The sequence below is a fragment of the Aliiroseovarius lamellibrachiae genome, from assembly GCF_018599245.1.
GTDB lineage: Bacteria > Pseudomonadota > Alphaproteobacteria > Rhodobacterales > Rhodobacteraceae > Aliiroseovarius > Aliiroseovarius lamellibrachiae.
Genome location: NZ_JAHEVJ010000001.1, coordinates 202,118 through 226,991, shown reverse-complemented (window position 1 = coordinate 226,991; position 24,874 = coordinate 202,118). Strand labels below are relative to the sequence as shown.

General features: G+C 58.7%; 23 protein-coding genes. 10 read left to right on the top strand and 13 right to left on the bottom strand.

Annotated elements, in window-relative coordinates; genetic code table 11:
• Window positions 1-199: 199 nt before the first annotated feature.
• The gene (locus KKW20_RS01165; protein WP_214565379.1) at window positions 200-1,186 is read right to left on the bottom strand and encodes a 2-hydroxyacid dehydrogenase; all 987 of its coding nucleotides are present in this window, start codon (window positions 1,184-1,186) and stop codon (window positions 200-202) included.
• Window positions 1,187-1,326: 140 nt separating this feature from the next.
• Here KKW20_RS01165 and KKW20_RS01160 point away from each other — a divergent pair, with 140 nt between their 5' ends.
• Genes KKW20_RS01160 through KKW20_RS01150 form a run of 3 tightly spaced genes read left to right on the top strand, consistent with a single transcriptional unit; the run spans window position 1,327 to window position 3,806 of the window.
• A complete protein-coding gene (locus tag KKW20_RS01160; protein WP_214565378.1) occupies window positions 1,327-1,863 on the top strand; it encodes an SH3 domain-containing protein in 537 nt (178 codons plus the stop codon).
• Entirely contained in the window at window positions 1,864-2,850 is a 987-nt protein-coding gene (locus tag KKW20_RS01155; RefSeq protein WP_214565377.1) for a capsular polysaccharide export protein, LipB/KpsS family, read from the top strand.
• 41 nt (window positions 2,851-2,891) lie between these two features.
• Entirely contained in the window at window positions 2,892-3,806 is a 915-nt protein-coding gene (locus KKW20_RS01150) for a cation diffusion facilitator family transporter (RefSeq protein ID WP_214565376.1), read from the top strand.
• A gap of 85 nt (window positions 3,807-3,891) precedes the next feature.
• Here KKW20_RS01150 and KKW20_RS01145 read toward each other — a convergent pair whose 3' ends face one another.
• From KKW20_RS01145 to KKW20_RS01110, 8 genes are all read right to left on the bottom strand, one after another.
• Window positions 3,892-5,910, bottom strand: a complete 2,019-nt coding sequence (locus tag KKW20_RS01145; RefSeq protein WP_214565375.1) for a M3 family metallopeptidase — start codon at window positions 5,908-5,910, stop codon at window positions 3,892-3,894.
• 163 nt (window positions 5,911-6,073) lie between these two features.
• Window positions 6,074-6,874 (bottom strand): amino acid ABC transporter permease, encoded by an 801-nt coding sequence (locus tag KKW20_RS01140; protein ID WP_214565374.1) that lies wholly within the window; start codon window positions 6,872-6,874, stop codon window positions 6,074-6,076.
• A 51-nt stretch (window positions 6,875-6,925) separates the two neighbouring features.
• The gene (locus KKW20_RS01135; protein ID WP_214565373.1) at window positions 6,926-7,717 is read right to left on the bottom strand and encodes a transporter substrate-binding domain-containing protein; all 792 of its coding nucleotides are present in this window, start codon (window positions 7,715-7,717) and stop codon (window positions 6,926-6,928) included.
• A 146-nt stretch (window positions 7,718-7,863) separates the two neighbouring features.
• Window positions 7,864-8,352 (bottom strand): GNAT family N-acetyltransferase, encoded by a 489-nt coding sequence (locus tag KKW20_RS01130; protein ID WP_214565372.1) that lies wholly within the window; start codon window positions 8,350-8,352, stop codon window positions 7,864-7,866.
• On the bottom strand, window positions 8,336-9,364 hold the full coding sequence (locus KKW20_RS01125; RefSeq protein ID WP_214565370.1) for a HesA/MoeB/ThiF family protein: 1,029 nt from the start codon (window positions 9,362-9,364) through the stop codon (window positions 8,336-8,338). The genes KKW20_RS01130 and KKW20_RS01125 overlap by 17 nt, the downstream gene beginning before the upstream one ends.
• Window positions 9,365-9,386: 22 nt before the next feature.
• Complete coding sequence (gene dut / locus KKW20_RS01120; RefSeq protein WP_214565368.1) at window positions 9,387-9,857, bottom strand: dUTP diphosphatase; 471 nt, start codon at window positions 9,855-9,857, stop codon at window positions 9,387-9,389.
• 51 nt (window positions 9,858-9,908) lie between these two features.
• The gene (coaBC, locus tag KKW20_RS01115) at window positions 9,909-11,105 is read right to left on the bottom strand and encodes a bifunctional phosphopantothenoylcysteine decarboxylase/phosphopantothenate--cysteine ligase CoaBC (protein ID WP_214565366.1); all 1,197 of its coding nucleotides are present in this window, start codon (window positions 11,103-11,105) and stop codon (window positions 9,909-9,911) included.
• Between the two features lie 72 nt (window positions 11,106-11,177).
• Window positions 11,178-11,984, bottom strand: a complete 807-nt coding sequence (locus tag KKW20_RS01110; RefSeq protein WP_246534379.1) for a ChaN family lipoprotein — start codon at window positions 11,982-11,984, stop codon at window positions 11,178-11,180.
• Between the two features lie 89 nt (window positions 11,985-12,073).
• Between KKW20_RS01110 and cobU the strand changes: the two genes are divergently transcribed.
• From cobU to KKW20_RS01090, 4 genes are all read left to right on the top strand, one after another.
• A complete protein-coding gene (gene cobU, locus KKW20_RS01105) occupies window positions 12,074-12,613 on the top strand; it encodes a bifunctional adenosylcobinamide kinase/adenosylcobinamide-phosphate guanylyltransferase (protein ID WP_425514250.1) in 540 nt (179 codons plus the stop codon).
• On the top strand, window positions 12,610-13,182 hold the full coding sequence (locus KKW20_RS01100) for a histidine phosphatase family protein (protein WP_214565359.1): 573 nt from the start codon (window positions 12,610-12,612) through the stop codon (window positions 13,180-13,182). Before cobU ends, KKW20_RS01100 begins: the two co-directional genes overlap by 4 nt.
• Window positions 13,183-13,239: 57 nt before the next feature.
• Window positions 13,240-14,118 carry a glutathione S-transferase gene (locus KKW20_RS01095; protein ID WP_214565357.1) on the top strand — a complete coding sequence of 293 codons (879 nt, stop codon included), beginning with the start codon at window positions 13,240-13,242 and terminating at the stop codon, window positions 14,116-14,118.
• Window positions 14,119-14,322: 204 nt separating this feature from the next.
• Window positions 14,323-15,837, top strand: coding sequence for a YifB family Mg chelatase-like AAA ATPase (locus tag KKW20_RS01090; protein WP_214565355.1), 1,515 nt, complete (start codon window positions 14,323-14,325; stop codon window positions 15,835-15,837).
• Here the strand turns inward: KKW20_RS01090 and KKW20_RS01085 are convergent.
• The 4 genes from KKW20_RS01085 to rsmI all read right to left on the bottom strand — a co-directional run bounded on the left by KKW20_RS01085 (window position 15,807) and on the right by rsmI (window position 18,980).
• Window positions 15,807-16,736, bottom strand: a complete 930-nt coding sequence (locus tag KKW20_RS01085) for an alpha/beta hydrolase (protein WP_214565354.1) — start codon at window positions 16,734-16,736, stop codon at window positions 15,807-15,809. The genes KKW20_RS01090 and KKW20_RS01085 overlap by 31 nt on opposite strands.
• Before the next feature lie 6 nt (window positions 16,737-16,742).
• On the bottom strand, window positions 16,743-17,684 hold the full coding sequence (gshB, locus tag KKW20_RS01080) for a glutathione synthase (protein ID WP_214565353.1): 942 nt from the start codon (window positions 17,682-17,684) through the stop codon (window positions 16,743-16,745).
• A gap of 70 nt (window positions 17,685-17,754) precedes the next feature.
• Window positions 17,755-18,111 carry a YraN family protein gene (locus tag KKW20_RS01075; RefSeq protein WP_214565352.1) on the bottom strand — a complete coding sequence of 119 codons (357 nt, stop codon included), beginning with the start codon at window positions 18,109-18,111 and terminating at the stop codon, window positions 17,755-17,757.
• Window positions 18,108-18,980: a 16S rRNA (cytidine(1402)-2'-O)-methyltransferase gene (gene rsmI / locus KKW20_RS01070; protein WP_246534378.1), complete on the bottom strand. Its 873-nt coding sequence runs from the start codon at window positions 18,978-18,980 to the stop codon at window positions 18,108-18,110. Before rsmI ends, KKW20_RS01075 begins: the two co-directional genes overlap by 4 nt.
• A gap of 70 nt (window positions 18,981-19,050) precedes the next feature.
• On the opposite strand from rsmI, the gene KKW20_RS01065 reads away from it, so the two are divergent.
• The 3 genes from KKW20_RS01065 to murJ are packed head-to-tail and all read left to right on the top strand — an operon-like array spanning window position 19,051 to window position 24,540.
• Window positions 19,051-20,217 (top strand): penicillin-binding protein activator, encoded by a 1,167-nt coding sequence (locus KKW20_RS01065; RefSeq protein ID WP_214565350.1) that lies wholly within the window; start codon window positions 19,051-19,053, stop codon window positions 20,215-20,217.
• Window positions 20,159-22,987, top strand: a complete 2,829-nt coding sequence (locus KKW20_RS01060; RefSeq protein ID WP_214566019.1) for a [protein-PII] uridylyltransferase — start codon at window positions 20,159-20,161, stop codon at window positions 22,985-22,987. Before KKW20_RS01065 ends, KKW20_RS01060 begins: the two co-directional genes overlap by 59 nt.
• The gene (gene murJ, locus KKW20_RS01055; protein WP_246534376.1) at window positions 22,987-24,540 is read left to right on the top strand and encodes a murein biosynthesis integral membrane protein MurJ; all 1,554 of its coding nucleotides are present in this window, start codon (window positions 22,987-22,989) and stop codon (window positions 24,538-24,540) included. The genes KKW20_RS01060 and murJ overlap by 1 nt, the downstream gene beginning before the upstream one ends.
• Window positions 24,541-24,874: the final 334 nt, after the last annotated feature.

Sequence of the window (24,874 nt, the reverse complement as noted above, 5' to 3'; positions counted from 1 at the left end):
GGATAGTGATGCCGCAAGACGCAACAGATCTCAAAGTCTGCCCGACCGAAAACGGGGCGAAAACGACATTGGGCCAAGATTGAACTGGCGGATTTCGGGTCTTGGCTGGCGGTTTGCCCACGAACCGGACCGCAAACGCAAAAAAACCGGACGTGTTGCGCCCGGTTTTAATGTCAAATTCATCCCCGAAACAGCCCGGTTACAGCATGCCCGGCACAACCTGATCCGGTGGGCGGTGGCCATCTTCAAAGGTTTTGATGTTGATGATGACCTTTTCACCCATCTCGGCACGCCCTTCGACAGTGGCTGACGCCATATGCGGCAAAGCCACCACATTGGGCAGCCCACGCAGCTCTGGATTGATCTCTTTGCCGTTTTCATAAACGTCAAGCCCGGCCCCGGCGAGGGTACCCGCCTTCAGCATCCGCACAAGCGCGTTTTCGTCAATCACTTCACCGCGTGACGTGTTCACGATCACCGCCTCGGGTTTCATCAACTTCAAACGTCGCGCGTTCATCAGGTGAAAGGTCGATGGCGTGTGCGGGCAGTTGATGGAAATCACGTCCATACGCGCCACCATCTGATCCAGACTTTCCCAATAGGTCGCCTTACAGCGCGCCTCGATATCGGGGTGAAGGGGTTTTCGGTTGTGGTAATGCACCTGCATCCCAAAGGCATTGGCCCGCTCGGCCACGGCCTGACCAATCCGCCCCATGCCAAGGATGCCCACGCGGCGCCCCTGAATGCGGCGCCCCAGCATCGCGGTGGGGGACCAACCGGTCCATTTATCATCGGCCATCATGCGAATCCCCTCGGGGAATCGCCGGGTCACAGCCAGGATCAGCGCCAGCGCCATATCGGCTGTGTCATCTGACGACACCCCCGGCGTGTTGGACACCAAAATGCCCCGTTGGCGCGCCGACCCCACATCAATGTGATCCACACCCGCCCCGTAGTTGGCGATTAATTTCAAGCGTTCTCCGGCACTTGCCAGCATACCCGCATCAATTTGATCGTTGATTGTGGGGACCAGAACATCACAGGTTTTCATCGCCTCCGCCAGCGCGGCACGCGACATGGGCGCATCATCGTCACGCAGGGTGACATCAAAAAGTTCTTTCATCCGGGTCTCGACAACCTCGGGCAACCGTCGCGTGACAACAACACTCAGACGTTCAGCGGCCATTGCGGCACTCCCTTTCACTTCCCTTTTGCGCATCTCCCTGCCAAAGTGACAGCGAACGAGGTCAGGCACAAGCCGCCACCGTGACGCACACGCAATAATATTGCGCAAAACGGGGGCTGCAATAGATAAAAAGAACTCTCATGCGATTTTTTACTGTTCTGTTTTTGGCGCTGTCAGGCTTTGGGCTGTCTTTGGCGGTGTCTGGGGCAATGTCGCCCGTGATGTCAGCCGAGGCCGCGCCAGAGCAGCCGCGCGGAAAGGTGACCAACCTGCCGATCCCGCGTTTTGTGTCGCTGAAAACATCCGAAGGCAACGTGCGCCGTGGGCCCAGCCTGCGCCACCGGATTGACTGGGTGTTTGAACGCCCCGGTATGCCGCTTGAGATTGTCGGTGAATTTGGCCACTGGCGCCAAGTGCGCGACCGCGATGGTGTGGGCGGTTGGATGCATTACTCGCTTTTGTCCGGCGCGCGCCACGCGATCATTGAAACCGACCTGACGCCGCTTTTCAGTCGGGCGGATGAGACGTCACAAGTGAACGCCTATCTTGAGGCCGGCGTGATTGCCCGGATCGAGAAATGTGGCCCCGTTTGGTGCCGGTTGACCGCCGATGGCATTCGCGGCTGGACGGTGAAGCCGAACCTTTGGGGCGTGCGCCCAGATGAGGTGGTGGATTAGATGGAGCTGGTCACCGCCCCTCGCAAAGCACGCGCAACTGGCGCCCGCAGGGTGGTGTTTCACGCCACCGACGATTGGCTGGCGCAGATTGACGCCAACAGCGCGCCGATTTTCAAACAGATCGAAGAGGTTTTGGCCGGAAAATCCATCCCCTGCCATCTGATCAAACACGCCAGCAAAGCGGCCGAGATTGCCCTTTTGGACCCGGACGCCGCGCATATTATGTTGGGGGCACCGGCCCTGTTTGGGCCGCGTATCCTGCATCTGTCACAGGCACCGATCTGGGGGTTTTGGCATTTGGACGAACTGGGCGCGGGCTGGCAATCCTCGCTCCGTCTCAGCGAATTTGACAGCCATAACATCGACGAAGAGCGCGCCACCTATTTCTTCAACGGGGTCAGCGGCTATATGCTGCGCGAAAACGTGTCGATTGACCCGCAAGAGCACCGGATGCGTGGCACATTGCAGGGGGCAAAGGCCACGGTGTTTTGTCAGGCTCAGGCGAAAGACACCGCGGATGCCGCCTATTTGACCACCGAAGAGATGATCCGCACGGCAGCGGAGTTTGACACGACATCCACCGTCTATGTGAAACTCTCGCTTGATCAAAGCAAAGATGAACGCCGTCATGTTATGGCCGTCACGCAGGATTATCCAAACGTGAAACTGTCCGAAGCCTCAACCCATGATTTGGTCGAAGCCTCTGACCTGGTGATCACCCAGAACGCCACCGCAGGCTTTGAAGCTTTGATGCAAAAATGCCCGGTGATCACCTGTGCGAAATCCCCCTATTGGCACGCCACGCTGACCGCGAAAAACCGTGCGGATCTGCGCGAGGCGCTGGAGTATGGCACGTTGGCGATGTTCGACTTTCCTTATGAAAAGTACTTTTACTGGAGCTTGCAAAAGCACGGATTTGAGCCCGCCAAAGAGGTGTTTGCCAAACGGTTTCTGGCCCGTCTTTACGACAAAACCATGTGGCGTTAATCCTTTGATCCGCACCGAACCAACAGCGAAGACCCTGTTAAATGACTGAAAATGCGACTAAAATGAACCTCTCCGCCGGGATCGCATCGGCCTGTGTGGCGATCACTTTGGTGGCATTGAAGCTGTGGGCCTTGGGGGAAACCAACGCGCTTTCGGTGGCGGCATCCTTGGCGGATTCAGCGATGGATCTGATGGTGTCGCTGGGGGCGCTCGCGGCGATTTGGTATGCCTCACGCCCCGCCGATGAGGATCACACCTTTGGGCATACGGCGGCCGAGGATTTGGCCGCACTTGGACAATCTTTGTTCATTTTAGTCTCCGCCGGCATCATCACCTGGGCGGCGATCGTCCGGTTGATGTCTGGCGAACCCGCGCCGATCCTGGCCCACAACAAAGGCATCGTGGTGATGGTCGTGTCGATTGTGCTGACGCTGGCGCTGGTGCTGTGGCAACGGCGTGTCGCGTCCGCCACCGGATCGGCCGTTGTTAAGGCCGATAGCCTGCATTATCTGGGCGATTTGATCCCAAACATTGGCGCGATCCTGTCGCTTTGGGCTGCCAATCTGTTTGGCATGGAAGTGATTGACAGCGTGGTGGCGATTGGCGCTGCAATCATGCTCGCCATTGGGGCCGTACAGATTTTCAGAACCGCGTGGGACGGGTTGATGGACCGCGCGGCGCCCGATGATATGATCACCGGCATCGAAGAGATCGCCCGCGCGCATCCCGGCATTCAGGGGTTTCACGAGCTAAAAACCCGTCGCTCTGGGTCAGTGATCTTTGTGAACCTGCATATTGAGCTGGACGGCACCCTGTCGCTGGAAGAGGCCCATGCGATTGGCGCCAGTCTGCGTCGCCGGATTTTGCACGCCTATCCGCGTTCTGATGTGATGTTGCACAAGGATCCAGTGGGGGTGGAACCACATCCCGATGATCCCAGCCGCAAACGGCGGTAAGGGGCGCTGCCCCTCACGAGGCAAGCTCGTTCACCCCGAGGTGCTTCTGGCAAGAAAAAGGGGGCCGCGAAGCCCCCCCATTTGGTCAGCTTAGCCCGCGCCCTTTCAAAAGCGCATCAACGCCGGGCATTTTACCACGAAACGCAAGGTAGAGGTCTTTGGCCTCCACCGATCCGCCACGCGACAGAATGTGGGTTTCCAGCTTTTTCGCCATCTCGGGATCAAACGCGCTGCCGGCCTCTTGGAAGGCTTCAAAGGCGTCGGCATCCATCACCTCGGACCACATGTAGCTGTAGTAGCCAGAGCTGTAGCCGTCACCGGAAAACACATGGGCGAAATGGGGCGTGGCGTGGCGCATACGGATCGCGTGGGGCATGCCCAGATCGGCCAACACGTCGGCCTGTTTTGCCATTGGGTCCGCCGGGGCATCGCCTGCGTGAAACGCCAGGTCCACCAATGCTGACGATGTGTATTCCACGGTCTGAAGCCCGGTGCCATAGGTGGAGGCGGCCAGCAGACGTTTGAGCATATCGGCCGGGATCACTTCGCCTGTGACCGCGTGGGTGGCAAAGCGTTCCAGCACCTCTGGCACCTCTAGCCAATGTTCATAAAGCTGGCTGGGCAGTTCGACAAAATCGCGCGCGACAGACGTGCCAGATACGCTTTCATAGGTGACATCCGACAGCATGTGATGCAGCGCGTGGCCAAACTCGTGGAACAAAGTGCGCGCGTCATCCCACGAGAGAAGCGCAGGTTCGCCTTCCGCGGGTTTGGCGAAATTGCACACATTGGTCACGATCGGGCGGATGTCACCGGCCAGCTTTTGTTGGCTGCGCATCGCGCCACACCACGCGCCAGATCGCTTCGATCCGCGCGCAAAGTAATCCGCCACAAACACCGCCATCAGTTTGCCGTCGCGTGTGACCTCCCACGCGCGGGCATCAGGGTGATAAAGCGGGGCGGTCATTTCGGAAAACTCCAGCCCAAACAGGCGATTGGCGCAATCAAACGCCGCTTCGATCATACGGTCCAATTGGAAATATGGTTTCAGCTCTGCCTCATCCAAATCATGTTCTGCCTTGCGCCGCTTCTCCGCGTAATAATGCCAATCCCACGGCTCTAATGCGCCGTTAAACCCGTCGGCGTGCAGCATCTCGGTCAGGATTGCTTCATCCGCCAAAGCCGCCGATTTGGCCGGCTCCCAAACCGCCATCAACATCTCGCGCACGGCATCCGGTGTGCCGGCCATTTCGGTTTCAAGCTTGTAATCCGCAAAGCTTTTATACCCGAGCAACCCCGCACGTTCTTGGCGAAGCGCCAATATTTCCGCCGCAATCGGACGGTTGTCGGCGTCGCCCTGCCCTTCGCCCCGCGCGGCAAATGCTTCATAGGCCTTTTCGCGTAAATCGCGCTTTGGCGAGAACATCAAAAACGGGGTGATCAGCGAGCGAGAGGTGGTGATCGCCGGGCCTTTGGTGCCCTTTTCCTTGCCCGCAGCACGCGCCGCTGTGACGACAAAATCAGGCAGGCCCTCAAGGTCACTTTCATCCAATTCCATGACCCAATCACGTTCCGCCGCAAGCAGGTTTTGGGTGAATTTCGTTCCCAACACAGACAGGCGCTGCATGATCTCTTTGTGACGCGCCTCGTCCTTACCGGTCAGCTTGGCGCCAGAGCGCACAAAGCCGCGGTGGGTCAATTTCAGCACCCGCATCTGCTCATCCGTCAGGCCCAGATCATCGCGTTTTTCCCAAAGCGCCTCAACCCGTGCAAAGAGCGCGGTGTTAGAGGACACCTCCGACCCAAAACCCGCGAGCTGCGGGCCAAAGTCGCGCGTCAACGCCTCGCGCGTCTCGTTGCTGTCAGCGCCCGCAACCGAATAAAACACGCCCAAAACGCGGCTCAGGGGGGCTTCGGCCCGTTCCAACGCCTCAATCGTATTGGCAAAGCTTGGCGCATCCGCACGCTCGGCGATGGCCACAACGGCGGCCCGCGCCTCAGCCAATGTGGCCTCAAACGCGGGTTTGAAATCCGCGTCGGTGATTTGGTCAAACGGCGGCAAGCCATGCGGGGTGTGCCAGTCGGTCAAAAACGGGTTGGTCATTGGGAACTCCTTTGCGGGTAAGCTATGAAGCGCACGCAGAAATTACCAGAGGCGCCGGACCAATCTCTTATCTTCGCCTTTTTTCTTGTCCCAAGTATCCCGGGGTGAGGCTGCAAGCCGAGGGGCAGAGCCCCTTTTACAGAGCGAAACCGCGAACACCACCTTAGGCGTCCTCAGCCCCCTTTTGGCGCAAATGACGTTCTAATCGGCGCAGGCCCAATGACAGGGTAACCGTCATCAAAAGGTAAACAAACGCCACCACATTATAGGTCTCAAAATACCGAAAATTGCCCGCCGCCGTGACCTTCCCCAGCTGGGTGATATCCGCCACGCCCAGCACCGATACCAGCGAGCTGTCTTTGACCATCGCCACAAAATCATTGCCCAAAGGCGGCAGGATCATGCGGAAGGCTTGCGGCCAGACGATCAGGCGAAACCGTTGCCAACCGTTAAGACCCAGCGCCTTTGCCGCCTCAATCTGGCCTTCATCCACAGCCTGAAGACCCGCACGAAACACCTCGGCGATGAAGGCGGAATAGCCGATGGTCAGCGCCAGAACCGCCCGCCACAAAAGCGAGAAATCACGGGTGCGGATCGGGTCCAGCCCAACAAGATCGCTCAGCCAATTCCAACCGGCAACCAGCGCAGGCGCAAAGACAAAGGCCACATAGAGCAGCAAAACAATGATCGGGATGCCACGAATAATCTCGATGTAAAATCGCGCGCATTGGCGCAGGATTTTGAACCGCGACAGGGTGGCCGTGGCCAGCGCCAAGCCGATCACACAGGCCGATGTAAAGCCGATCAGCGTGACAAAAATGGTGATCCCCACCCCTTTGCCCAGCGTGCGAAACACCTGCATATAAATGTCATCAACGTAGATCCGATAGAAAAACAGGCCAGCCAGCCCAACGGCCGCCACCAGCCACCAGGGGAAATCTTCGTCTTGTTTGGGGCTGGGCATCATACGCAAAAAAACGGGGACCGAAGCCCCCGCCCTGTTTTGTGGCCGTCTTTATTGACCGATTTTATACTCTAAGAACCACTTTGTATTCAGCGCCTCCAGGGTCCCATCTTCGCGCATCGAGGCGATCGCGGCATTCATGGGCGCCACAAGCTCGGACCCTTTGGGGAAGATAAAGCCGAAATCCTCGGACCCCATGGGATCACCGATGATTTTCAGACCGCCATTTGACGCCTCGACATAACCATTTGCCGCGGTGCTGTCGGACAGCACCAGATCAACGTCACCCGTGCGCAGCGCCTGAACGGTGGCGCCGAAGGTTTCAAACAGTTTGATGCGCGGGTTGGCTTCATCGCCGTCCAGCACCTCATACACACCCACGTAAAACGGGGTGGTGCCGGGTTGGGCGGCCATCAACAGATCCTTGTCGGCGGCAAAGCCTTTGGCATCCATAAACCGGGCCTCATCGGCGCGCACGATCATCATCATTTCGGACCGCAGATAAGGGGCCGAGAAATCGACCTTTTCCGCGCGATCTTCGCGAATGGTGATGCCGGTCATGCCCATGTCGAACTGCGCCTCAGAGACCGCCGGGATCATCGCGTCCCAGCTGATGTTTTCATAGTCCACGGCAATGTTGATGCGTTTGGCGATCTCGGCCATCGCGTCATATTCCCAGCCAATGGCGTTTCCGGTGGCGGGGTCAATGAATTGCAGCGGCGGATAGGCGTTTTCAGTGACAACAACCACCGATTTCCCACCCAGATCCGGCAGGTCGCTGGCAAGCGCCGTGGTTGAGAACACAGCCAAAATGGCAGAAGCAGCAAGTGTTACGAATTTCATGAAGACCCCCGAATTTCATTTCAGAAAAAGACTGGGTGAGACTGGGCCAAGCCCGCCCAATTTGCAAGCGCAAGCTGTGGTAAAGCCGCGCCGCGGTTAAAAAACATCCGGTTGTTTTGTGTTAGAGCATCCGTTTTCCAAGGACATCACATATCTAAATCACGGCGAAAAATCATAAGTGCGCGCCCGTCTAAAGTGCGTTCATCCGTGATGCGAAATCTGGTCTTTTCCAGCACCCGGTATGAGGCATCGTTGCCCGCAAGCACGCGCGCCTCTAGCGCCCAAAGACCCAGGCTGGGCGCTTTCCCAACCATCTGGATCACCGCTTTGCTGGCCACCCCGCGCCCCACATGATCTTGCCCAATCCGGTATCCCAACTGGGCCACGCCGTTGCCTTCATCGGTCAGGTTGAGGCGCCCCAAAATACGCCCGTCAGACTTGACAAGATACATCCATTCACCCGCATCTACCTGATTTTGAACGATCTTCTCTAATGATGAAAGTTCCCAATAGCTGTCAGGGCGCGGGCCAACCCACCCTTCAAACCACGCGCGATTTTTCACCTCAAAGGCAAAAAGCGCCGGGGCGTCATCGACCGACAATGGGACCAATTCGATCTCACCCACAGGTTTCACAGCCGTCGCGTTTTGACAGGCGGATGATGCGGGTCTCGCCGTACATCGCGTCATAGATCATCATGCGGCCGCGCAACCCTTCGCCCGCGCCGGTCAACTCTTTGATCGCCTCAAGCGCCATCATCGACCCGATCACGCCGGGCAAAGGCCCAACCACGCCGGCTTCTGAACAATTGGGCGCAAGGCCTGCCGCCGGGGCTTCGGGAAACAGGCATTGGTAACAGGGCGCGCCATGGGCGGGGTCAAAGGTTGAAATCTGCCCCTCCCACTGGCTGAGCGCACCGCCAATCACCGGTTTGCCCAGCTTGGCCGCCACGCGGTTGACCAAATAGCGGGTTTCAAAATTATCCGTGCCTTCCAGAACCAGATCAAAATCAGCGATCAGCTCTTCCGCGATCTCATCGGTCAGGCGACGGTGATAAGGCAGCACGGTGATCGCCGGGTTTTGCGCGCGCATAAACGCCTCGGCTGAAAAGACCTTTGGCATGCCGATGTCAGCATCGCGGTGGATCACTTGGCGTTGCAGGTTGGAATTATCAACCTCATCATCATCCACAACCCCAATGGTGCCCACGCCGGCCGCCGCCAGATACATCAAGGCAGGTGATCCAAGCCCCCCGGCCCCAACCACCAAAACCCGCGCGTTCTTCAGCGCAACCTGTCCCGGCCCGCCAATTTCGCGCAGCACAATATGGCGCGCGTAACGGTCGATTTCCGTGTCAGAAAATGGCCCGTCTTGCTCGGCCACAGGCGCTTTGGGGGCGCGCGCTTTGATCCACCCCACCGCGCGGCTGTAACCCCCCGCAAGCGCAACAAGGCCAAAGACCACAGCCCAGCCGGTAAAGCTACCGCCCAGCGCCATGATCAACGGGCTATCCGCCGGGAAAATCGCATGGGTCAGCAAGACAACCGCGCCCAAAAACGCCGTCAAAACCCAGCGCCGCGCCACAGACAGCCCCACATAGGCCCCGCCCAACCAAATAAGGGCCGCACATAGAAAAACCCAGCTCATATTCGCACCCTCATTTGCGCGCTCATTTACGCCCCGTAGAGCCATATCCACCGGCACCGCGCGAGGTGTCAGACAGCGCGTCCACCACCTCATATTGCCCCTGCACAACAGGGGCAATCACGGCCTGCGCAATGCGGTCACCATGGGCTATCACAAACGGCACATCGCCGTAATTGATCAAGATCACCCCAAGCGGGCCGCGATAATCACTGTCAATGGTGCCGGGCGTATTGGGCAGGGAAATCCCATGTTTGATCGCCAGCCCGGACCGAGGGCGAATTTGCATCTCATACCCCTCAGGGATCTCAACCCGCAGCCCGGTCGGCACAATCCTCCGCGCCATGGGGGCCAAAACCAACCCTTCTTCGCGATCTTCCGGGCGCAGGTTTGCCCGCACATCCGCCCCCGCCGCCCCAGAGGTTTCATATGAGGGAAGCGCCAAGGCACGGTCCGCCCAATCTTCCAACATTACTTTGATCACCGGATGATCCATTCCCGCGCCCTCTTTTTCTTGCTCAAAATACCTCCGCCGGAGGCAAAAGATCTAGCTCAACGCGTCCGAAATGCGCAATGCCAACTGACGTGCCACTTGGTCTTTGCTCATCCGCGGCCAGTCTTCAGCGCCTGCGTCTGAAATCAACGTCACCGCGTTTTCCGACCCGCCCATGATGCCGGTTTCCGGGCTGACGTCATTGGCGATGATCCAGTCACACCCCTTGCGCGCCCGTTTGGCGGTGGCATTGGCGATCACATCATCGGTTTCCGCGGCAAACCCAACCACCAGCTTGGGGCGCGTTTTGCCCATCTGGCTGACGGTTTTCAGGATGTCGGGGTTCTCGGCAAACTCCAACACCGGCAAGCTGCCTTTGGTGTCTTTCTTGATCTTGCTGTCGGACGCTGACGCCACGCGCCAATCGGCCACGGCGGCGGCGAACACGGCGCCATCCGCTGGCAAAGCGGCGTTCACCGCCGCCAGCATGTCTTGCGCCGATTGCACCGGGATCACATTCACGCCGGACGGAGGTGCGACGTCAGCAGGCCCGGTGACAAATGTCACATCCGCGCCAAGCCCCGCCAAGGCGGACGCAATCGCCGTGCCTTGCGCGCCCGACGATCGGTTGGCGATGTAACGCACCGGATCAATGGGTTCATGCGTCGGGCCGGAAGTGACCAAGATATGCTTGCCCTTTAAGGGGCCATCCGCAAGGGCGGCCTCAATTCCTGCGACAATCTCGAGCGGTTCAGACATGCGGCCGGGGCCAAATTCACCACAGGCCATCGCGCCCTCATTTGGGCCCACAAACAGCACACCGTCGTCTTTTAGGGTGGCCACATTGCGCTGGCATGCAGGGTGCTCCCACATGCGCACATTCATTGCGGGCGCCACCAAAACGCGTTTGTCGGTGGCCATCAAAAGGGTTGAGGCAAGGTCATTTGCCAGCCCCCCCGCCATTTTGCCCAAAAGATCCGCGGTCGCGGGCGCGACCACAACCAAATCGGCAGAGCGGCTCAGCTCAATATGGCCCATTTCCGCCTCTTCGGTGAGGTCGAAAAGCTCGGTATAGACCTTGCGCGCGGCCAGCCCCGAGGCACTTAAGGGCGTCACAAACTCCTGCCCCGCGCGGGTGATCACCGGCGTGACCTCCGCGCCGCGCTCTCGCAACCGCCGGATCAAATCCAGCGATTTAAACGCAGCGATGCCGCCGCCAATGATCAGAAGGATATGTTTGCCAGCCAGCATTGCATCACCTTTCGGGCTTTCAATCTTGTCAAAGAGTTACCCGGTCCCGCGCAGGGGTGCAATGCTTGCGAGCTACTCTGAGGGTTTGCCAAATTCCAAACAGGGGTCGGGGCGCCCCACCGCGGGGGCATCCACCACAAGGTCAAAACCGCCATCCGGCGTGCCGCCATCCTCGCCTTGACCAATGCTAAAGACCGTCAGATCAGGCCGCACTCTGGCGATGTAACTCGGCACCCCCCAATCCTTGCGCGCGTGGCCATTTCCGGTGATCACCACCACCGGGCCGGCACTGTCTTCGCCGGTGTCATCAGACGCTTGGATCGCGGCTTTGGCAAGGGTCGCATCGCGCAGGCGTTGCACCTCAATCATACCGCCCAAAGCGGCGCGCGGCATGGCATCACAATGGGCGGCAAACTGTAAATCCAACCGGACGGCATTTTGATCCCCCGGCAGCGGATCCACAAGGCCATAGGCCCCCGCGTCCCCGTCAAAATGCGCCGCCACCCCTTCGGAATAGACCACCCGCGCCACATCGCGCGGCACGGCAGCGCCATAGATCGGGGCGTCTGTGGCGGTGAACACAGGCAGATACATGTCATACTCCGGCCAACCAGACGCGTCCCATGTGGCGCGGTAGCCTTCTGGATCCGCCTGCAAGTCTGCGGCCTGATCAGGCGTCAGCATTTCGGCGACAATGGCGGTGGGGGTCAGGGCCGTCACCCACTCCGCCTGATTGCTGTGATGCACCGGGTTGTCATGCACCTCGCCCAGCACAACAACATCCGCAGCCAACGCAGCATCCGGCAGGTCATTTGCCATCGCCATCCCAGACAAAGCCAAGGGGACAGACAAACAGATAAAAGAGAAGAGTAACCGCATAATTCGCCTCATATCCGGGCCGTATCAAACGCACATCAGGTCGCAACTTGGCTGGCCCCACGCGCGGACGGATGCTATTGGGGGGCATGATGATCACACTCCCCTCTCTTACCTTGGTATTGGGCGCTGCGGCCTCGGGCAAGTCCACTTACGCCGAGCATCTTGTCGCAGCAGCCTCGCGCCCAATGGTCTATATCGCCACCGCGCAGGCTTTTGACGGCGAAATGCACGCAAAGATCGCCACACACCAAGACAGGCGCGGCGCGGGGTGGCGTACGATCGAGGCACCGATGGATGTGGCCCCTGCTTTGGCGGAGGCGAACCCGGATGAGGTGGTGCTGTTTGACTGTGCGACCATGTGGCTGACCAATCAATTGCTGGCAGAGGCGGATCTCCCCCCGGCAGAAGCTGCGCTGTTTTTGGCCCTCGCCACCTGTGCTGCGCCCGTGGTGATCGTCACAAACGAAGTCGGCGCGGGCATTGTGCCGGAAAACAAACTCGCGCGAAGGTTCCGTCAGGCCCAGGGCGAGCTGAACCAACGCCTCGCCCAGCGCGCAGATCTTGTGGTCACGGTGATGGCGGGACTGCCTTTGGCGCTAAAAGGCACGCTGCCTGCGGGCGTGATATGACAACCCGCTGGTGGTGGGTGCGCCACGGGCCGACGCATGCCAAAAACATGGTGGGCTGGCGCGATCTGCCGGCGGACCTGTCCGACACGGCGCAAATCAAGCGCTTGTCTGCGTATTTGCCCAAAGACGCCGTGGTGATTTCATCCGACCTCATCCGCGCCGTCGACACGGCCACCGCGATCCAAGACAGCCGCCCCCGCCTGCCCCATGATCCGCAACTGCGCGAATTTAACTTCGGCGCGTGGGACGGCATGCATTGGAGCAAAATTTCGGACCGCGACCCGGAATTGTCCCGCCAGTTTTGGGAGGAGCCGGGCGATCATATCGCCCCCGAGGGCGAAAGCTGGAACCAACTGTCCACCCGCGTCTCAAGCGTCGTAGATCGCCTGAATGGGCTATATAAAGACATCATCGTGGTGGCGCATTTCGGCGTGATCCTCACCCAAATTGCGCGCGCAGCCCCGATGACGCCCTATCAAGCGCTTGGGCATAAAATCGACAATTACTCCGTGACCCGGCTGGATTGGAACGGGGCGTGGCAGGCCCATTGCATCAATCACCAGCCATAATGGCCCCCGTCACAAATCAACATTTGCGTGACCCGAATTGCGCCGTAACATGCCCCTATGACTTATGACCTATATATCGGCGATCGCACATTCTCGAGCTGGTCCTTGCGGGGCTGGCTGATGTTTGTAAACTTTGACATCCCAGTGAACACCACCCTTGTGGGCCTGTATTCCGGCACTATGGCACAGGATTTGGCCCCGCTGGCCCCGGCACGTTTGGTGCCCGTGATGCGCACCCCAGACGGGGTGGTCGTGGGGGACAGTTTGGCGATGGGCGAGACTTTGGCCGAACGCCACCCAGAGGCGGACCTCTGGCCCACAGACCCCGCCGCACGCGCGATGGCGCGCTGGATGACCTCCGAAATGCACTCTGGTTTCAACGCGTTACGCGGGGATTGCCCGATGCAGCTTTTGGGCGTGGTTCAGGATTTCACCCCCTCAGACGCAGTACTCGCCGACGTGGCCCGGATCGAAGACCTGTGGGCACGCGCACGCGCTGAACACGGCACAGACGGCCCGTGGCTCTTTGGCACCTACTCGCTTGCCGATGTGTTTTACGCGCCGATTGCCGCCCGGCTTGCAGGTTTTGGGCTGGACGTGAATGACACCACTCAGGCCTATATCGACACGCAGCTGAATGACCCCGCCTTTCGCCGCTGGCGTGCCCTTGGGCTGACGATCACCTATGATCCCGTGCCTTACATCGAAGGCCGCCCGCTTGGCCCATGGCCCGGCCCAACACCCCGCGCGGCGCACCCCGCGCAAGGCCCCTCGGTCAACCACACCTGCCCCTATTCCGGCGACCCCGTCACCGATTATCTGGCGATGGACGGCAAGATCTGGGGCTTTTGCAACCCAACCTGCCGCGACAAAACCGTGAATGACCCCGAAGCCTGGCCCGCGTTTATGAAAATGGTCACCGCCTCAACCAATTGATCCTGCTTTTTTCTTGCCAAAAATATCCTGGGTGAATTGGTCCCGGCACCGCCGGGGCCAAGAGGGCAACGCCCTTTTCACCCCCTCCACCACGCTCTCTCACGGGTCTCTCTCGCCACATTATCGTGCGTTAACCATTTCTTCACCAAGATTACCCTAACCTCCTTTCGACCCAGTTGGGGTCCAATCGGGTTGGAGAAGATCATGGTGGCCCACGCCTATACCGTCGCCTTCGAAGGCATCCGCGCCCGGCCCGTTGAGGTGCAATGCGCGCTGACCCCCGGTCTGCCCGGCTTTTCCATCGTTGGCCTGCCCGACAAGGCCGTCTCTGAGGCCAAAGAGCGTGTGCGCGCCGCCCTCGCGGCCCTGTCCATCGCCTTGCCTGCCCAAAAAGTCACCATCAATCTGTCGCCCGCTGACCTGCCCAAAGTGGGCTCTCATTTCGACCTGCCCATCGCACTCGCACTTTTGGCGGCCATCGACATCCTGCCAAAAGACGAGGTGGCCGGGGCGATTTCCTTGGGCGAACTCTCCCTTGATGGGACCCTTTTGCCGGTCATTGGCGCACTCCCCGCCGCCATCGCCGCCGCGGATGATGACCGCGCCCTGATTTGCCCGCGCGCCTGTGGTCCCGAGGCCGCTTGGGTCGAAGCCGCCCGCGTTTTGGCCCCCGCCACGCTTTCTGCTGTGATCCAACATTTCACTGGCCAATCGCCGCTGCCCCCCGCCGATCCCGGCACCATCAACGCGCCGGGATTTGCCAAAGATCTGCGCGATGTGCGCGGACAGGCGCGCGCCAAACGGGCCTTGGAAATCGCCGCAGCAGGGCGCCATCACATGTTGATGATTGGCAGTCCGGGGTCGGGGAAATCGATGTTGGCCGCTCGTCTGCCATCGATCCTGCCGCCGCTTAGCCCCACCGAAGCGTTGGAAACCTCAATGGTGCAATCGCTGGCGGGCGTGTTGCAAGAAGGCGGCATTTCCCGCACCCGCCCGTTTCGTGAACCGCATCACACCGCATCCATGGCCGCCATCGTCGGCGGGGGCCGCAACGCCCGCCCCGGCGAGGTGAGCCTTGCCCATAACGGCGTGCTCTTTATGGATGAGCTGCCGGAATTTAATCGCCAAACGCTGGAAACCCTGCGCCAACCGATTGAAACCGGCGAAGTGATGGTGGCGCGCGCCAATGCCCATGTCAGTTATCCCTGTAAATTCCTGCTGATCGCCGCCGCAAACCCTTGTAAATGTGGGCATCTTGGCGATGCCAATTTGGCCTGCCCGCGCGCGCCGGGATGTGGCGACAGCTATCTAGGTCGCTTGTCCGGCCCGCTTTTAGACCGCTTTGATTTGCGTGTGGACGTCCCGCGCGTGGAAATGCGCGATCTGGATCTCCCCCCCGACAGCGAAGGATCAGCCGAGGTTGCCGCCCGTGTGGCCCAAGCCCGCACGCGCCAAACAGAGCGGTACCAAGACATTGAGAATGTCCGGGTGAATGCGGATATCGAAGGCGATTTGCTCACCGAGGTGGCCACCCCAGACGACCAAGGCCGCGCGCTTTTGGTGAAAGCCGCCGATCAATTTGGCCTGTCCGCGCGGGGATACCACCGCATTTTGCGCGTGGCGCGGACAATTGCGGACCTTGAAGGGGCTGAAAACGTCGCCCGCCACCATGTGGCGGAGGCGGCGAGTTATCGTTTGTCGATCGGCTCAACAAATTGATCGTTCACAAATTTCGCCACCCGCCCAAGCGCCTCTTTTGCCTCGGGTAAGACCCGCGTGAAAAAGACCCAAACATGCGGCACATCCGGCCAAATATCGAGCGTGACGTGACCCCCTGCGGCGCGCAGCACCTCGGCCATACGCACGCTGTCGTCGGTCAAAATCTCATGCTCAGACGCCTGCAAAAACACCGGTGGCAAGGGGGATGTCCATGGCGCGAAGATCGGCGAAACTCTGGGGTCAGCGGGGGGATTTCCGGCCAGATACCAATCGGTGATCAAGTCTTGCCGCTCTGGTGGAAGCATTGGGTCAAGATCCGTATTTCGCACCAGAGAAGCGCCCGAAAATGTTGCATCTGTAAACGGTGAAAATGCGAAAACCGCTTTGGGCACAACGCCCTGCGTATTGAGATGCGCAAGCAAGGCCAGCGCCAACCCACCACCTGCGCTGTCCCCGCCAATCACGATATTTTCGGGCCGATACCCATGCACAAAAAGCCCTTTATAGGCGGCAAGCGTATCCTCAAAGGCGGCGGGAAAAGGGTGCTCTGGGGCTTTGCGATAGTCGGGTGCGCAAACCTCAAGCTGGGTCAACCGCGCCAATCGCGCAAGCAAATGCTTGTGCGTTTTGGGCGATCCGGCCACATACCCACCGCCATGAATGTAAAGCATCACAGCCCCCGGACGCGGGGAATGTGTTTTTGCGCGATTGGTGACAAACAGGCATGGCACCCCACCTGTTTCTTTCCACACAGCCACGGTTTGTGGCGGCGGATGAAACAAAAGACGCGCGCCCCAGTCGAGCTGGATGCGCGCCCATTTTGGTCCTGACATGCGCCGCAAAAATGGTTTCACCGCAAGGCGAGACAAGCGGTTTAACCATTTTAATTGACGGCTCATGACGTGTTACCCGACCCGGCGCTCAATCGCTTCCCAAATCTTTTCGGCGGTGTTGGTGCCATCAAAGCGTTCGAGTTCCTGAATGCCGGTGGGCGAGGTCACGTTAATCTCGGTGAGGTAATCGCCAATCACATCGATCCCTACAAAAATCTGACCTTTTTCGCGCAAAAGCGGACCAATTGCGGCGCAGATTTCCAGGTCGCGTTCGGTCAGGCCAATTTTTTCGGGGCGCCCGCCCACATGCATGTTGGAACGGGTTTCACCGGCGGCGGGCACACGGTTGATTGCGCCCACAGGTTCGCCATCGACCAAAATGATCCGCTTGTCGCCGTTTGAGACATCCGGCAGGAATTTTTGCGCAATAAGAGGCTCGTTGTTGATGCCCACAAACAGCTCATGCAGCGAAGCAAGGTTGCGATCCCCTTCATCCAACCGGAACACACCAGCACCGCCATTGCCATACAGCGGTTTCAGAATGATGTCACCGTGGGTGTCTTTGAAGCTTTTTAACGTCTCATAATCACGGGCAATCATGGTTGGAGGCGTGAGATCGGCAAACTTAAGAACCAGCAGTTTTTCAGGGTAATTGCGCACCCAAAACGGATCATTCACGACAAGTGTGTCCGGGTGAACCATGTCCAACAGATGGGTCGAGGTGATGTAGCCCATATCAAACGGAGGATCCTGGCGCAGCCAGACAACATCCCAATCGGCCAAGTCGATATCTTCGATCTCGCCCATCGTGACGTGATTGCCATATTCCCGACGCAGGGTGACGCGATTGCCGCGCGCCATCACTTTGCCCTCGCGAAAACTCAGATGATCGGGCGTATAGACAAACAGCTCATGCCCACGTTTCTGGGCTTCTTCCGCAATGCGAAAGCTACTGTCAGCATCAATATCGACCCGTTCGATGGGGTCCATTTGAAAGGCGACTTTCAACGACATGGCACGCTCCTACGCAGGCTCCTGTTCCTTTCTACTTACATGGAACACGATGGGGCCAAGCGCAATGGGGCTAACAGTGGGCGAAGGCGTTCTTGATGATTTTTCGTTCTCCCAAGGCGTTCACAAGCGCGACATCAAACCGGGCGGGGGTCAAAAGACCCTTGGGTTGTTTGGCCATAAATTCACTGGCGGCCCCAAAAATTCGATGCATCTGTCGGCGTGACACCCGTTCGGCGGCGCGTGCAAAGCTGCGGGATTTCTTGACCTCAACAAAAATGAAGCCATCGCCATCTTTGGCAACGATATCAATCTCACCCCGGCTGCCACGCCACCTGCGCGCGGCAATGTCATGCCCATTGCGGTGATACTCTGCCTCAACAGACTCTTCCGCCGCAAGGCCTGCAAGGTAAGACGTCAGTCCCGTCATGGGTCTTTCTCCAATTCCAAGGCCGCCTGATACACCTTTCGGCGCGGCAGACCCAAAGCTTCAGCCACAAAAGCCACCGCATCTTTTTTGGACATGTCCAACATCGCTTTTCTAAGTGCGTCGTCCATCGTGTCCTCAGATATTTCGGTCGCCTGATAGCCAATCACCAATACAATTTCGCCCTTCACACTGCGCTCGTCCAGCTGTTGGGCCAGCTCTTGAACAGATCCGCGCATGACTTCTTCGAATCGTTTGGTCAGTTCTCGGCAAATTGCTGCAGGGCGTGTTCCAGCGTTAAGGGAACATATCTCAGCTAACAGCCGGTTAATGCGTTTCGGGCTTTCGTAAAGCACAAGCGTTGCATCAACGGCTAAAATCCCCTCGAGCCACGTTTTACGCTGTCCTTTGCCCGGCGGGGCAAAACCGGCAAACATAAACCGGTCGGATGGCAATGAGGACAGGCTCAGCGCGGTCAGCACTGCAGAGGCGCCGGGGGCGGCGGTCACAACCTCGCCCATGGCCGAGACATCGCGCGCCAAAGCATAGCCCGGATCAGCTACCAAAGGGGTTCCCGCCTCGCTCACGTAAGCAACGGACCGCCCATCCGCGATCAATTTACAGATCCCATCACGGCCATTTTGCCCCGAGTGATCGTGATAGGCGATCATCTTGCGCCCCGCCACTGGCACCCCGTGAATATCCATGAGTTTCCGGGCGGTTCTTGTGTCTTCAGCCGCAATCACATCCGCTGATGCAAGAATATCCAACGCCCTAAGCGTAATGTCTCGCGCGTTGCCAATCGGTGTCGCCACCAGATAAAGCCCGGCGTCTAGGGGAGAGTTTTCGGGTTTCACACTAGACCTATTCATGTGGTTGATTATTATAGCGCAGTCTGCGTCGGGTGGGTTTACCACCCTTTTATCCGAGAGGGGATGGTTCATGTTCGCCGTTTTCCAGGGCGCCCGCAAGACAGCGGTCGCCGTGTTTTCAATTGCATCTTTAATTTTTCTATCAGCTTGTAACCCGCAAACCTCTTCGGTTGGGCAAAACATTAAGCCGGGCAAACCGATTCCCGTGGCGCTTTTGGTGCCCGGTGGGTCAGGCTCTGCCACTGACGCGCTTTTGGCGACATCGCTGGAAAATGCCGCACGGTTGGCCATGTCGGAACTGTCTGACGTGAAGATCGACCTGAAGGTTTACAACACCGCGGGCGACCCAAACCAAGCCGCTCGTATGGCGGTTGAGGCGGTACAGGGCGGGGCGAAAATCATTCTTGGGCCGGTGTTTGCGAAAAACGCAAATGCGGCCGGGCTTGCGGTGGCAAGCCGCAACGTGAATGTGCTGAGCTTTTCAAACAACACCACCATCGCGGGCGGCAACGTCTTTGTGCTGGGCAACACCTTTGAAAACACCGCCAAACGGCTGGTGCGCTATGCCAAGAGCCAAGGCAAAGGCCGGATCATGGTTGTTCATGGCAACGACGGATCGGAAACTGCGGGTCGGGACGCAATTCAGAAAGCCATCGCAAGCTCGGGTGCCACATTGGCGGGCGTCAGCGGGTTTGAATTGTCGCAAAACGGCATTGTGAACGCAATCCCGGCGATCAGCGGTCAGGTCAAAAGCTCTGGTGCGCAATCGGTGTTCCTGACCTCGGGCACCTCTGGCGCCTTGCCGTTCCTGGCCGGTCTTTTGCCTGAAAACGGCGTTGACCCGGCGACCACACAATTCATCGGCTTACAGCGTTGGGACATCCCCGCAAACGCCGTGTCACTGCCCGGCTTGCAAAACGGTTGGTTCGCCATTCCGGACCCTGCGCTGAGTGCGCAATTCCGTAGCCGGTATGAGGCCCGTTACGGCGCCCCGCCCCACCCGATTGCCGGTCTTGCCTATGATGGGATTGCCGCGATTGGGGCCCTTGCGAAATCGGGCAACGCCCTGAGCACAAACGCGCTGACCGGCGCGCAGGGTTTTGCGGGCGTCAACGGCATCTTCCGCCTGCGCGGCGATGGTACAAACGAACGCGGCCTTGCGGTTGCCCAAATTCAGAATGGTCAAGTCCTTGTCATCGACCCTGCCCCAAGAAGCTTCTCAGGTGCTGGCTTCTGATCCGCACCCTCAATTTCCAGAACCGGTAGATGGTTTAATCTGCCCGGCAGCCGCGATCTTTGATGCGGCTGCCGTTTGGTCTGATCTGGCGCCCTTGCTTGAGGATGCCAAAGACGATGCGGCGCGGCGTAAAGCCTGTGTTGCGACCCTGCGCGTGGCGATGAAAGCCGGGCGTACGGCCATTGCGGATGCGCTGTCCCAAACACCGCTTGCCGCCTACCGCGCCACTGCGGCCTATGCGTATTTAACCGACGGCATCGTGCAAACCGTCTATCAGCTGGCCACGAAAATCCTGCACCCGATCAACAACCCCACCACAGCCGAGCGTATCGCGGTCTGTGCCGTGGGCGGGTATGGGCGCGCGGAAATGGCGCCGCAATCTGACGTGGATCTGCTGTTTCTGACGCCTTACAAAGTCACCCCCTGGGCCGAAAGCGTGATCGAAAGCATGCTTTATATGCTGTGGGATCTGCGCCTGAAGGTGGGCCATTCCGCCCGCACAATTGACGATTGCCTGCGCTTGGGTCGCGAGGACTTCACCATCCGCACCGCCCTTTTGGAGCAGCGCGCCGTTTGTGGCGACGAAGCGCTGGCGGAAGAACTTGTGGACCGGATGTGGCACGATCTTTTCAAATCCACCCTGCCCGAATTCATTGAGGCCAAGCTGGCTGAACGGGACGCGCGCCATAAAAAACAAGGCGGTCAGCGTTACATGGTGGAACCCAATGTGAAAGAGGGCAAGGGCGGGCTGCGCGATCTTCAAACCCTGTTTTGGGTGGCAAAATATCAACATTGGGTGTTGCGCACCGCTGATCTGGCCCGGCTGGATCTTTTCACAAAAGACGAATTCGACACATTCCGTCGCGCCGAAGAATTTCTGTGGGCGGTGCGCTGTCAAATGCACCTGATCACCAATCGCCCTACAGAGCAGCTGACCTTTGACCTACAGGTCGAGGTTGCGGACCGGCTGGGGTTTGTCGACAAAGGCGGCCGGCGCGGGGTTGAGCATTTCATGCAGGCCTATTTCCGTCACGCCACCCAAGTGGGTGAACTGACCCGGATTTTTTTGACCGCCCTTGAGGCCCAGCACCTGAAACAAGAACCGGCCCTGTTCCGGCTGTTTAAGCGGCGCAAAAAGGTCAAACCCGGATTTGCCATCAAACATGGCCGCCTGACCATCGCCAATGAGGGCAAATTCCTTGCCGACAAGCTGAATCTTCTGCGTGTTTTTGAAGAGGGGTTGCGCACGGGTATGTTGATCCATCCCGACGCGATGCGGCTGGTTTCGGCCAACCTGCATCTGATTGATGATGCGATGCGGCGCGACAAAGAAGCGACACGGATTTTCCTTGGGCTTTTGCTGAAACACGGCAACCCGGAACGCGCGCTTAGACGCATGAATGAACTTGGCGTCTTGGCCGCGTTCATCCCTGAATTTGAACCGATTGTGGCGATGATGCAGTTCAATATGTATCACGCCTATACGGTCGATGAGCACACCATTCAGGTGATTTCAAATTTCACCCAGATTGAACGCCACGAACTGGATGTAGAGCTGCCGATAAGTTCAGAAATCCTCGACAAAGGCATCAACCGCAAGACGTTGATGGTGGCGATGCTGTTGCATGATATTGGCAAAGGCCGCCCGCAGGATCATTCCATTCTGGGGGCGCAAATTGCCCGCAAAGTGGCCCCCCGCCTTGGGCTAACGAGCAAGGAATGCGAAACCGTAGAATGGCTGGTGCGTTATCATCTTTTGATGTCGGATATGGCGCAGAAACGCGACATTGCCGACCCGCGCACGGTGCGGGATTTTGCCAAGGCTGTGCGCTCGCAACGGCGGCTTGATTTGCTGACGGTTCTGACGGTCTGTGACATTCGCGGCGTTGGCCCGGACACATGGAACAATTGGAAAGCCACCCTGATCCGCACGCTTTACAACCAAACCGCAAGGGTGCTGGAAAACGGGACAGAAGAGCTTAACCGTGAGTACCGTGGGGCCGAGGCGAAAAAAGCCCTGCGCGGGGCGCTTCCGGATTGGTCTGCAAAGGCGTTGAAGGCGGAAACCAAACGCCATTATGACGCTTATTGGCAAGGGCTTCACGTCAGCGCGCATATGACATTTGCCCATTTGCTACATGGTATTGAAGACGACGAAGTACGCATTGAACTTGTGCGCGACGAAGACCGCGATGTGACCCGCGCCTATGTGGTGATGGCCGATCATCCGGGTATCTTTTCGCGTCTTGCGGGCGCGTTGACGCTGGTGGGGGCCAACATTGTGGATGCCCGCACCTATACGTCAAAAGACGGCTATGCGACGGCCTGTTTCTGGGTGCAAGACGCCGATGGCAACCCCTATGACGCCAGCAAACAAAAGCGCCTGACCCAGATGATCCACAAGATCCTGAAGGGCGAGGTTGTGGCGCGCGAAGCGATGGCGAACCGCGACAAAATCAAGAAACGCGAACGTGCCTTTAAGGTGCCCACCACCATCACATTGGACAACGAAGGGTCGGAGATTTACACGATCATCGAGGTCGACACCCGCGACCGTCCCGGCCTTTTGTATGACCTCACGCGCACCCTGGCCGACGCCAATGTTTACATCGCCTCGGCGGTGATCGCGACCTTTGGCGAGCAGGTGGTAGATACGTTTTACGTGAAAGACATGTTTGGGCTGAAATTCCACGCCCAATCCAAGCAAAACACGCTGGAGCGCAAACTCCGCGACGCCATTGAACAAGGCGCGAAAAGGGCAAAAGCATAATGGCATCTAAACTGGCACGCGGCTTTATGACCGTTGGGGGTTGGACCATGGCCAGCCGCATTCTGGGCTTTGTGCGCGACATCCTGATTGGTGCGTTTTTGGGGTCGTCTGCGGTGGCAGAGGCGTTTCTGATGGCCTTTTCCCTGCCCAATATGTTTCGCCGCTTTTTCGCCGAGGGCACGCTGAATGTCGCCTTTGTGCCGATGTTTGCCAAGAAACATGAAGGTGGAGAAACGGGGCCTGCGGGGGCCTTGGAATTTGCCCGTGATGCCCTATCGGGGCTGATGTTTATCCTGCTGATTTTCACCGTAATTGCACAAATTTTCATGCCCGCACTGGTCTATGCGCTGGCGTCCGGCTTTGCACAGGATGAGCGTTTTGCGATGACCGTTTATTTCGGCCGCGTGGCGTTTCCTTATATCCTGTTCATCTCGATGGCGGCGCTGATGTCTGGGGTGCTGAATGCCACCGGGCGCTTTGTGGCTGCGGCGGCCGCCCCGGTGTTGCTCAACATCATCTTTATCACGGCGATGGCTGTGGCGTGGTCGATGGGCTGGCCGATTGGCGACGCGCTGGCGTGGACGGTTCCGGTGGCGGGGGTTGCGCAATTTGCGCTGGTCTGGGTCGCTGCCGCGCGTGCAGGCTACCGTTTGATCCCGCGCATGCCGCATATGACACCGGAACTCAAACGCTTGGCCATCATCGCCGCCCCCGCCGCGATGGCCGGAGGGGTGACACAGATCAACCTTGTGGTCGGGCGTCAGGTCGCGAGCTATTTTGAGGGCGCAAATGCGTGGCTTTATTACGCCGATCGCCTGTATCAACTGCCTTTGGGCGTGGTTGGCATTGCCATGGGCATCGTGCTTTTGCCTGAACTGGCCCGCCGTCTGCGCGCAGGCGATGCCGAGGGTGGACGCGAGGCGTTTTCAAGGGCTGGCGAATTGTCTTTGGCCCTGACCCTGCCCGCCGCCGTGGCCCTGATCATGGTGCCCACACCGCTGATCGAGGTGCTGTTTCAACGCGGGGCCTTCTCAGCCGACGACACCGCGCGCACCGCTTTGGCGACCGCAATCTACGGATTGGGCCTGCCCGCCTTTGTGCTGCAAAAAGTGCTGTCATCCGTCTATTTCGCCCGCGAAAACACCAAGACCCCGTTTTATTTCGCGATCTTTGGCATGGTGGTGAACGCGGCACTTGCCATTGGGCTGAGCATCTATCTGGGCTATATCGCCGCCGCCATCGGCACCTCGATTGCGGCGTGGAGCATGGTCATCCTGACCTGGGTCGGCGCGTGGCGCATGGGCGAAGAAACCCGGTTTGACGCGCGCTTCTGGCGCCGGTTCTGGCGCATCGTTGCCGCAAGCTGGTCCATGGGTGCTGTGCTGTGGGGCATCGTGATTATGGTCGGCCCGATGTTTGGCATGGCCGGGCTGAAATTCATCGCGCTCTTGATCTTGGTGGGCGGCGGCATGCTGTCCTACGCGCTGTTCGGTCAGCTTTTCGGCGCGTTTCGCTTGGGTGAGTTGAAGGCGGCGCTGCGTCGGGGGGGATGAGGGAAGATGGAGAATGCCTTTTCAGATGTGCAACGCCTTTCATCTTTTTTTGCCTCCTGGTGGTTAACGTCATCGCAGCTTGCAATCCAGATTATAGAGCCTCGTGGAAACGCCGTCTGAATTTCGAAGATCCACTGGGGTTTGATATGTGGAGAAAACACTGGCGTTTAGGGATAATTCAACTTCTCCTTTTTGCGGCTGCAGGTCTTTCGATCATGTGGGGAAGTTGACGTCTTGCGTAAATGGGCTTCTCTCCCCTAACCGCTCTGTTTCAGCGGAGAAAACGCCAAAGCTGCACGACAGATATACATGAGAACAGCACAGCCAGAGGCAG

Bases quoted from the DNA above. Each gene is read 5' to 3' on its own strand.
- KKW20_RS01165 (WP_214565379.1), bottom strand. From the start codon at position 1,186: ATGGCCGCTGAACGTCTGAGTGTTGTTGTCACGCGACGGTTGCCCGAG.
- KKW20_RS01160 (WP_214565378.1), top strand. From the start codon at position 1,327: ATGCGATTTTTTACTGTTCTGTTTTTGGCGCTGTCAGGCTTTGGGCTG.
- KKW20_RS01155 (WP_214565377.1), top strand. From the start codon at position 1,864: ATGGAGCTGGTCACCGCCCCTCGCAAAGCACGCGCAACTGGCGCCCGC.
- KKW20_RS01150 (WP_214565376.1), top strand. From the start codon at position 2,892: ATGACTGAAAATGCGACTAAAATGAACCTCTCCGCCGGGATCGCATCG.
- KKW20_RS01145 (WP_214565375.1), bottom strand. From the start codon at position 5,910: ATGACCAACCCGTTTTTGACCGACTGGCACACCCCGCATGGCTTGCCG.
- KKW20_RS01140 (WP_214565374.1), bottom strand. From the start codon at position 6,874: ATGCCCAGCCCCAAACAAGACGAAGATTTCCCCTGGTGGCTGGTGGCG.
- KKW20_RS01135 (WP_214565373.1), bottom strand. From the start codon at position 7,717: ATGAAATTCGTAACACTTGCTGCTTCTGCCATTTTGGCTGTGTTCTCA.
- KKW20_RS01125 (WP_214565370.1), bottom strand. From the start codon at position 9,364: ATGAGCTGGGTTTTTCTATGTGCGGCCCTTATTTGGTTGGGCGGGGCC.
- dut (WP_214565368.1), bottom strand. From the start codon at position 9,857: ATGGATCATCCGGTGATCAAAGTAATGTTGGAAGATTGGGCGGACCGT.
- coaBC (WP_214565366.1), bottom strand. From the start codon at position 11,105: ATGCTGGCTGGCAAACATATCCTTCTGATCATTGGCGGCGGCATCGCT.
- KKW20_RS01110 (WP_246534379.1), bottom strand. From the start codon at position 11,984: ATGCGGTTACTCTTCTCTTTTATCTGTTTGTCTGTCCCCTTGGCTTTG.
- cobU (WP_425514250.1), top strand. From the start codon at position 12,074: ATGATCACACTCCCCTCTCTTACCTTGGTATTGGGCGCTGCGGCCTCG.
- KKW20_RS01100 (WP_214565359.1), top strand. From the start codon at position 12,610: ATGACAACCCGCTGGTGGTGGGTGCGCCACGGGCCGACGCATGCCAAA.
- KKW20_RS01095 (WP_214565357.1), top strand. From the start codon at position 13,240: ATGACTTATGACCTATATATCGGCGATCGCACATTCTCGAGCTGGTCC.
- KKW20_RS01090 (WP_214565355.1), top strand. From the start codon at position 14,323: ATGGTGGCCCACGCCTATACCGTCGCCTTCGAAGGCATCCGCGCCCGG.
- KKW20_RS01085 (WP_214565354.1), bottom strand. From the start codon at position 16,736: ATGAGCCGTCAATTAAAATGGTTAAACCGCTTGTCTCGCCTTGCGGTG.
- gshB (WP_214565353.1), bottom strand. From the start codon at position 17,684: ATGTCGTTGAAAGTCGCCTTTCAAATGGACCCCATCGAACGGGTCGAT.
- KKW20_RS01075 (WP_214565352.1), bottom strand. From the start codon at position 18,111: ATGACGGGACTGACGTCTTACCTTGCAGGCCTTGCGGCGGAAGAGTCT.
- rsmI (WP_246534378.1), bottom strand. From the start codon at position 18,980: ATGAATAGGTCTAGTGTGAAACCCGAAAACTCTCCCCTAGACGCCGGG.
- KKW20_RS01065 (WP_214565350.1), top strand. From the start codon at position 19,051: ATGTTCGCCGTTTTCCAGGGCGCCCGCAAGACAGCGGTCGCCGTGTTT.
- KKW20_RS01060 (WP_214566019.1), top strand. From the start codon at position 20,159: ATGGTCAAGTCCTTGTCATCGACCCTGCCCCAAGAAGCTTCTCAGGTG.
- murJ (WP_246534376.1), top strand. From the start codon at position 22,987: ATGGCATCTAAACTGGCACGCGGCTTTATGACCGTTGGGGGTTGGACC.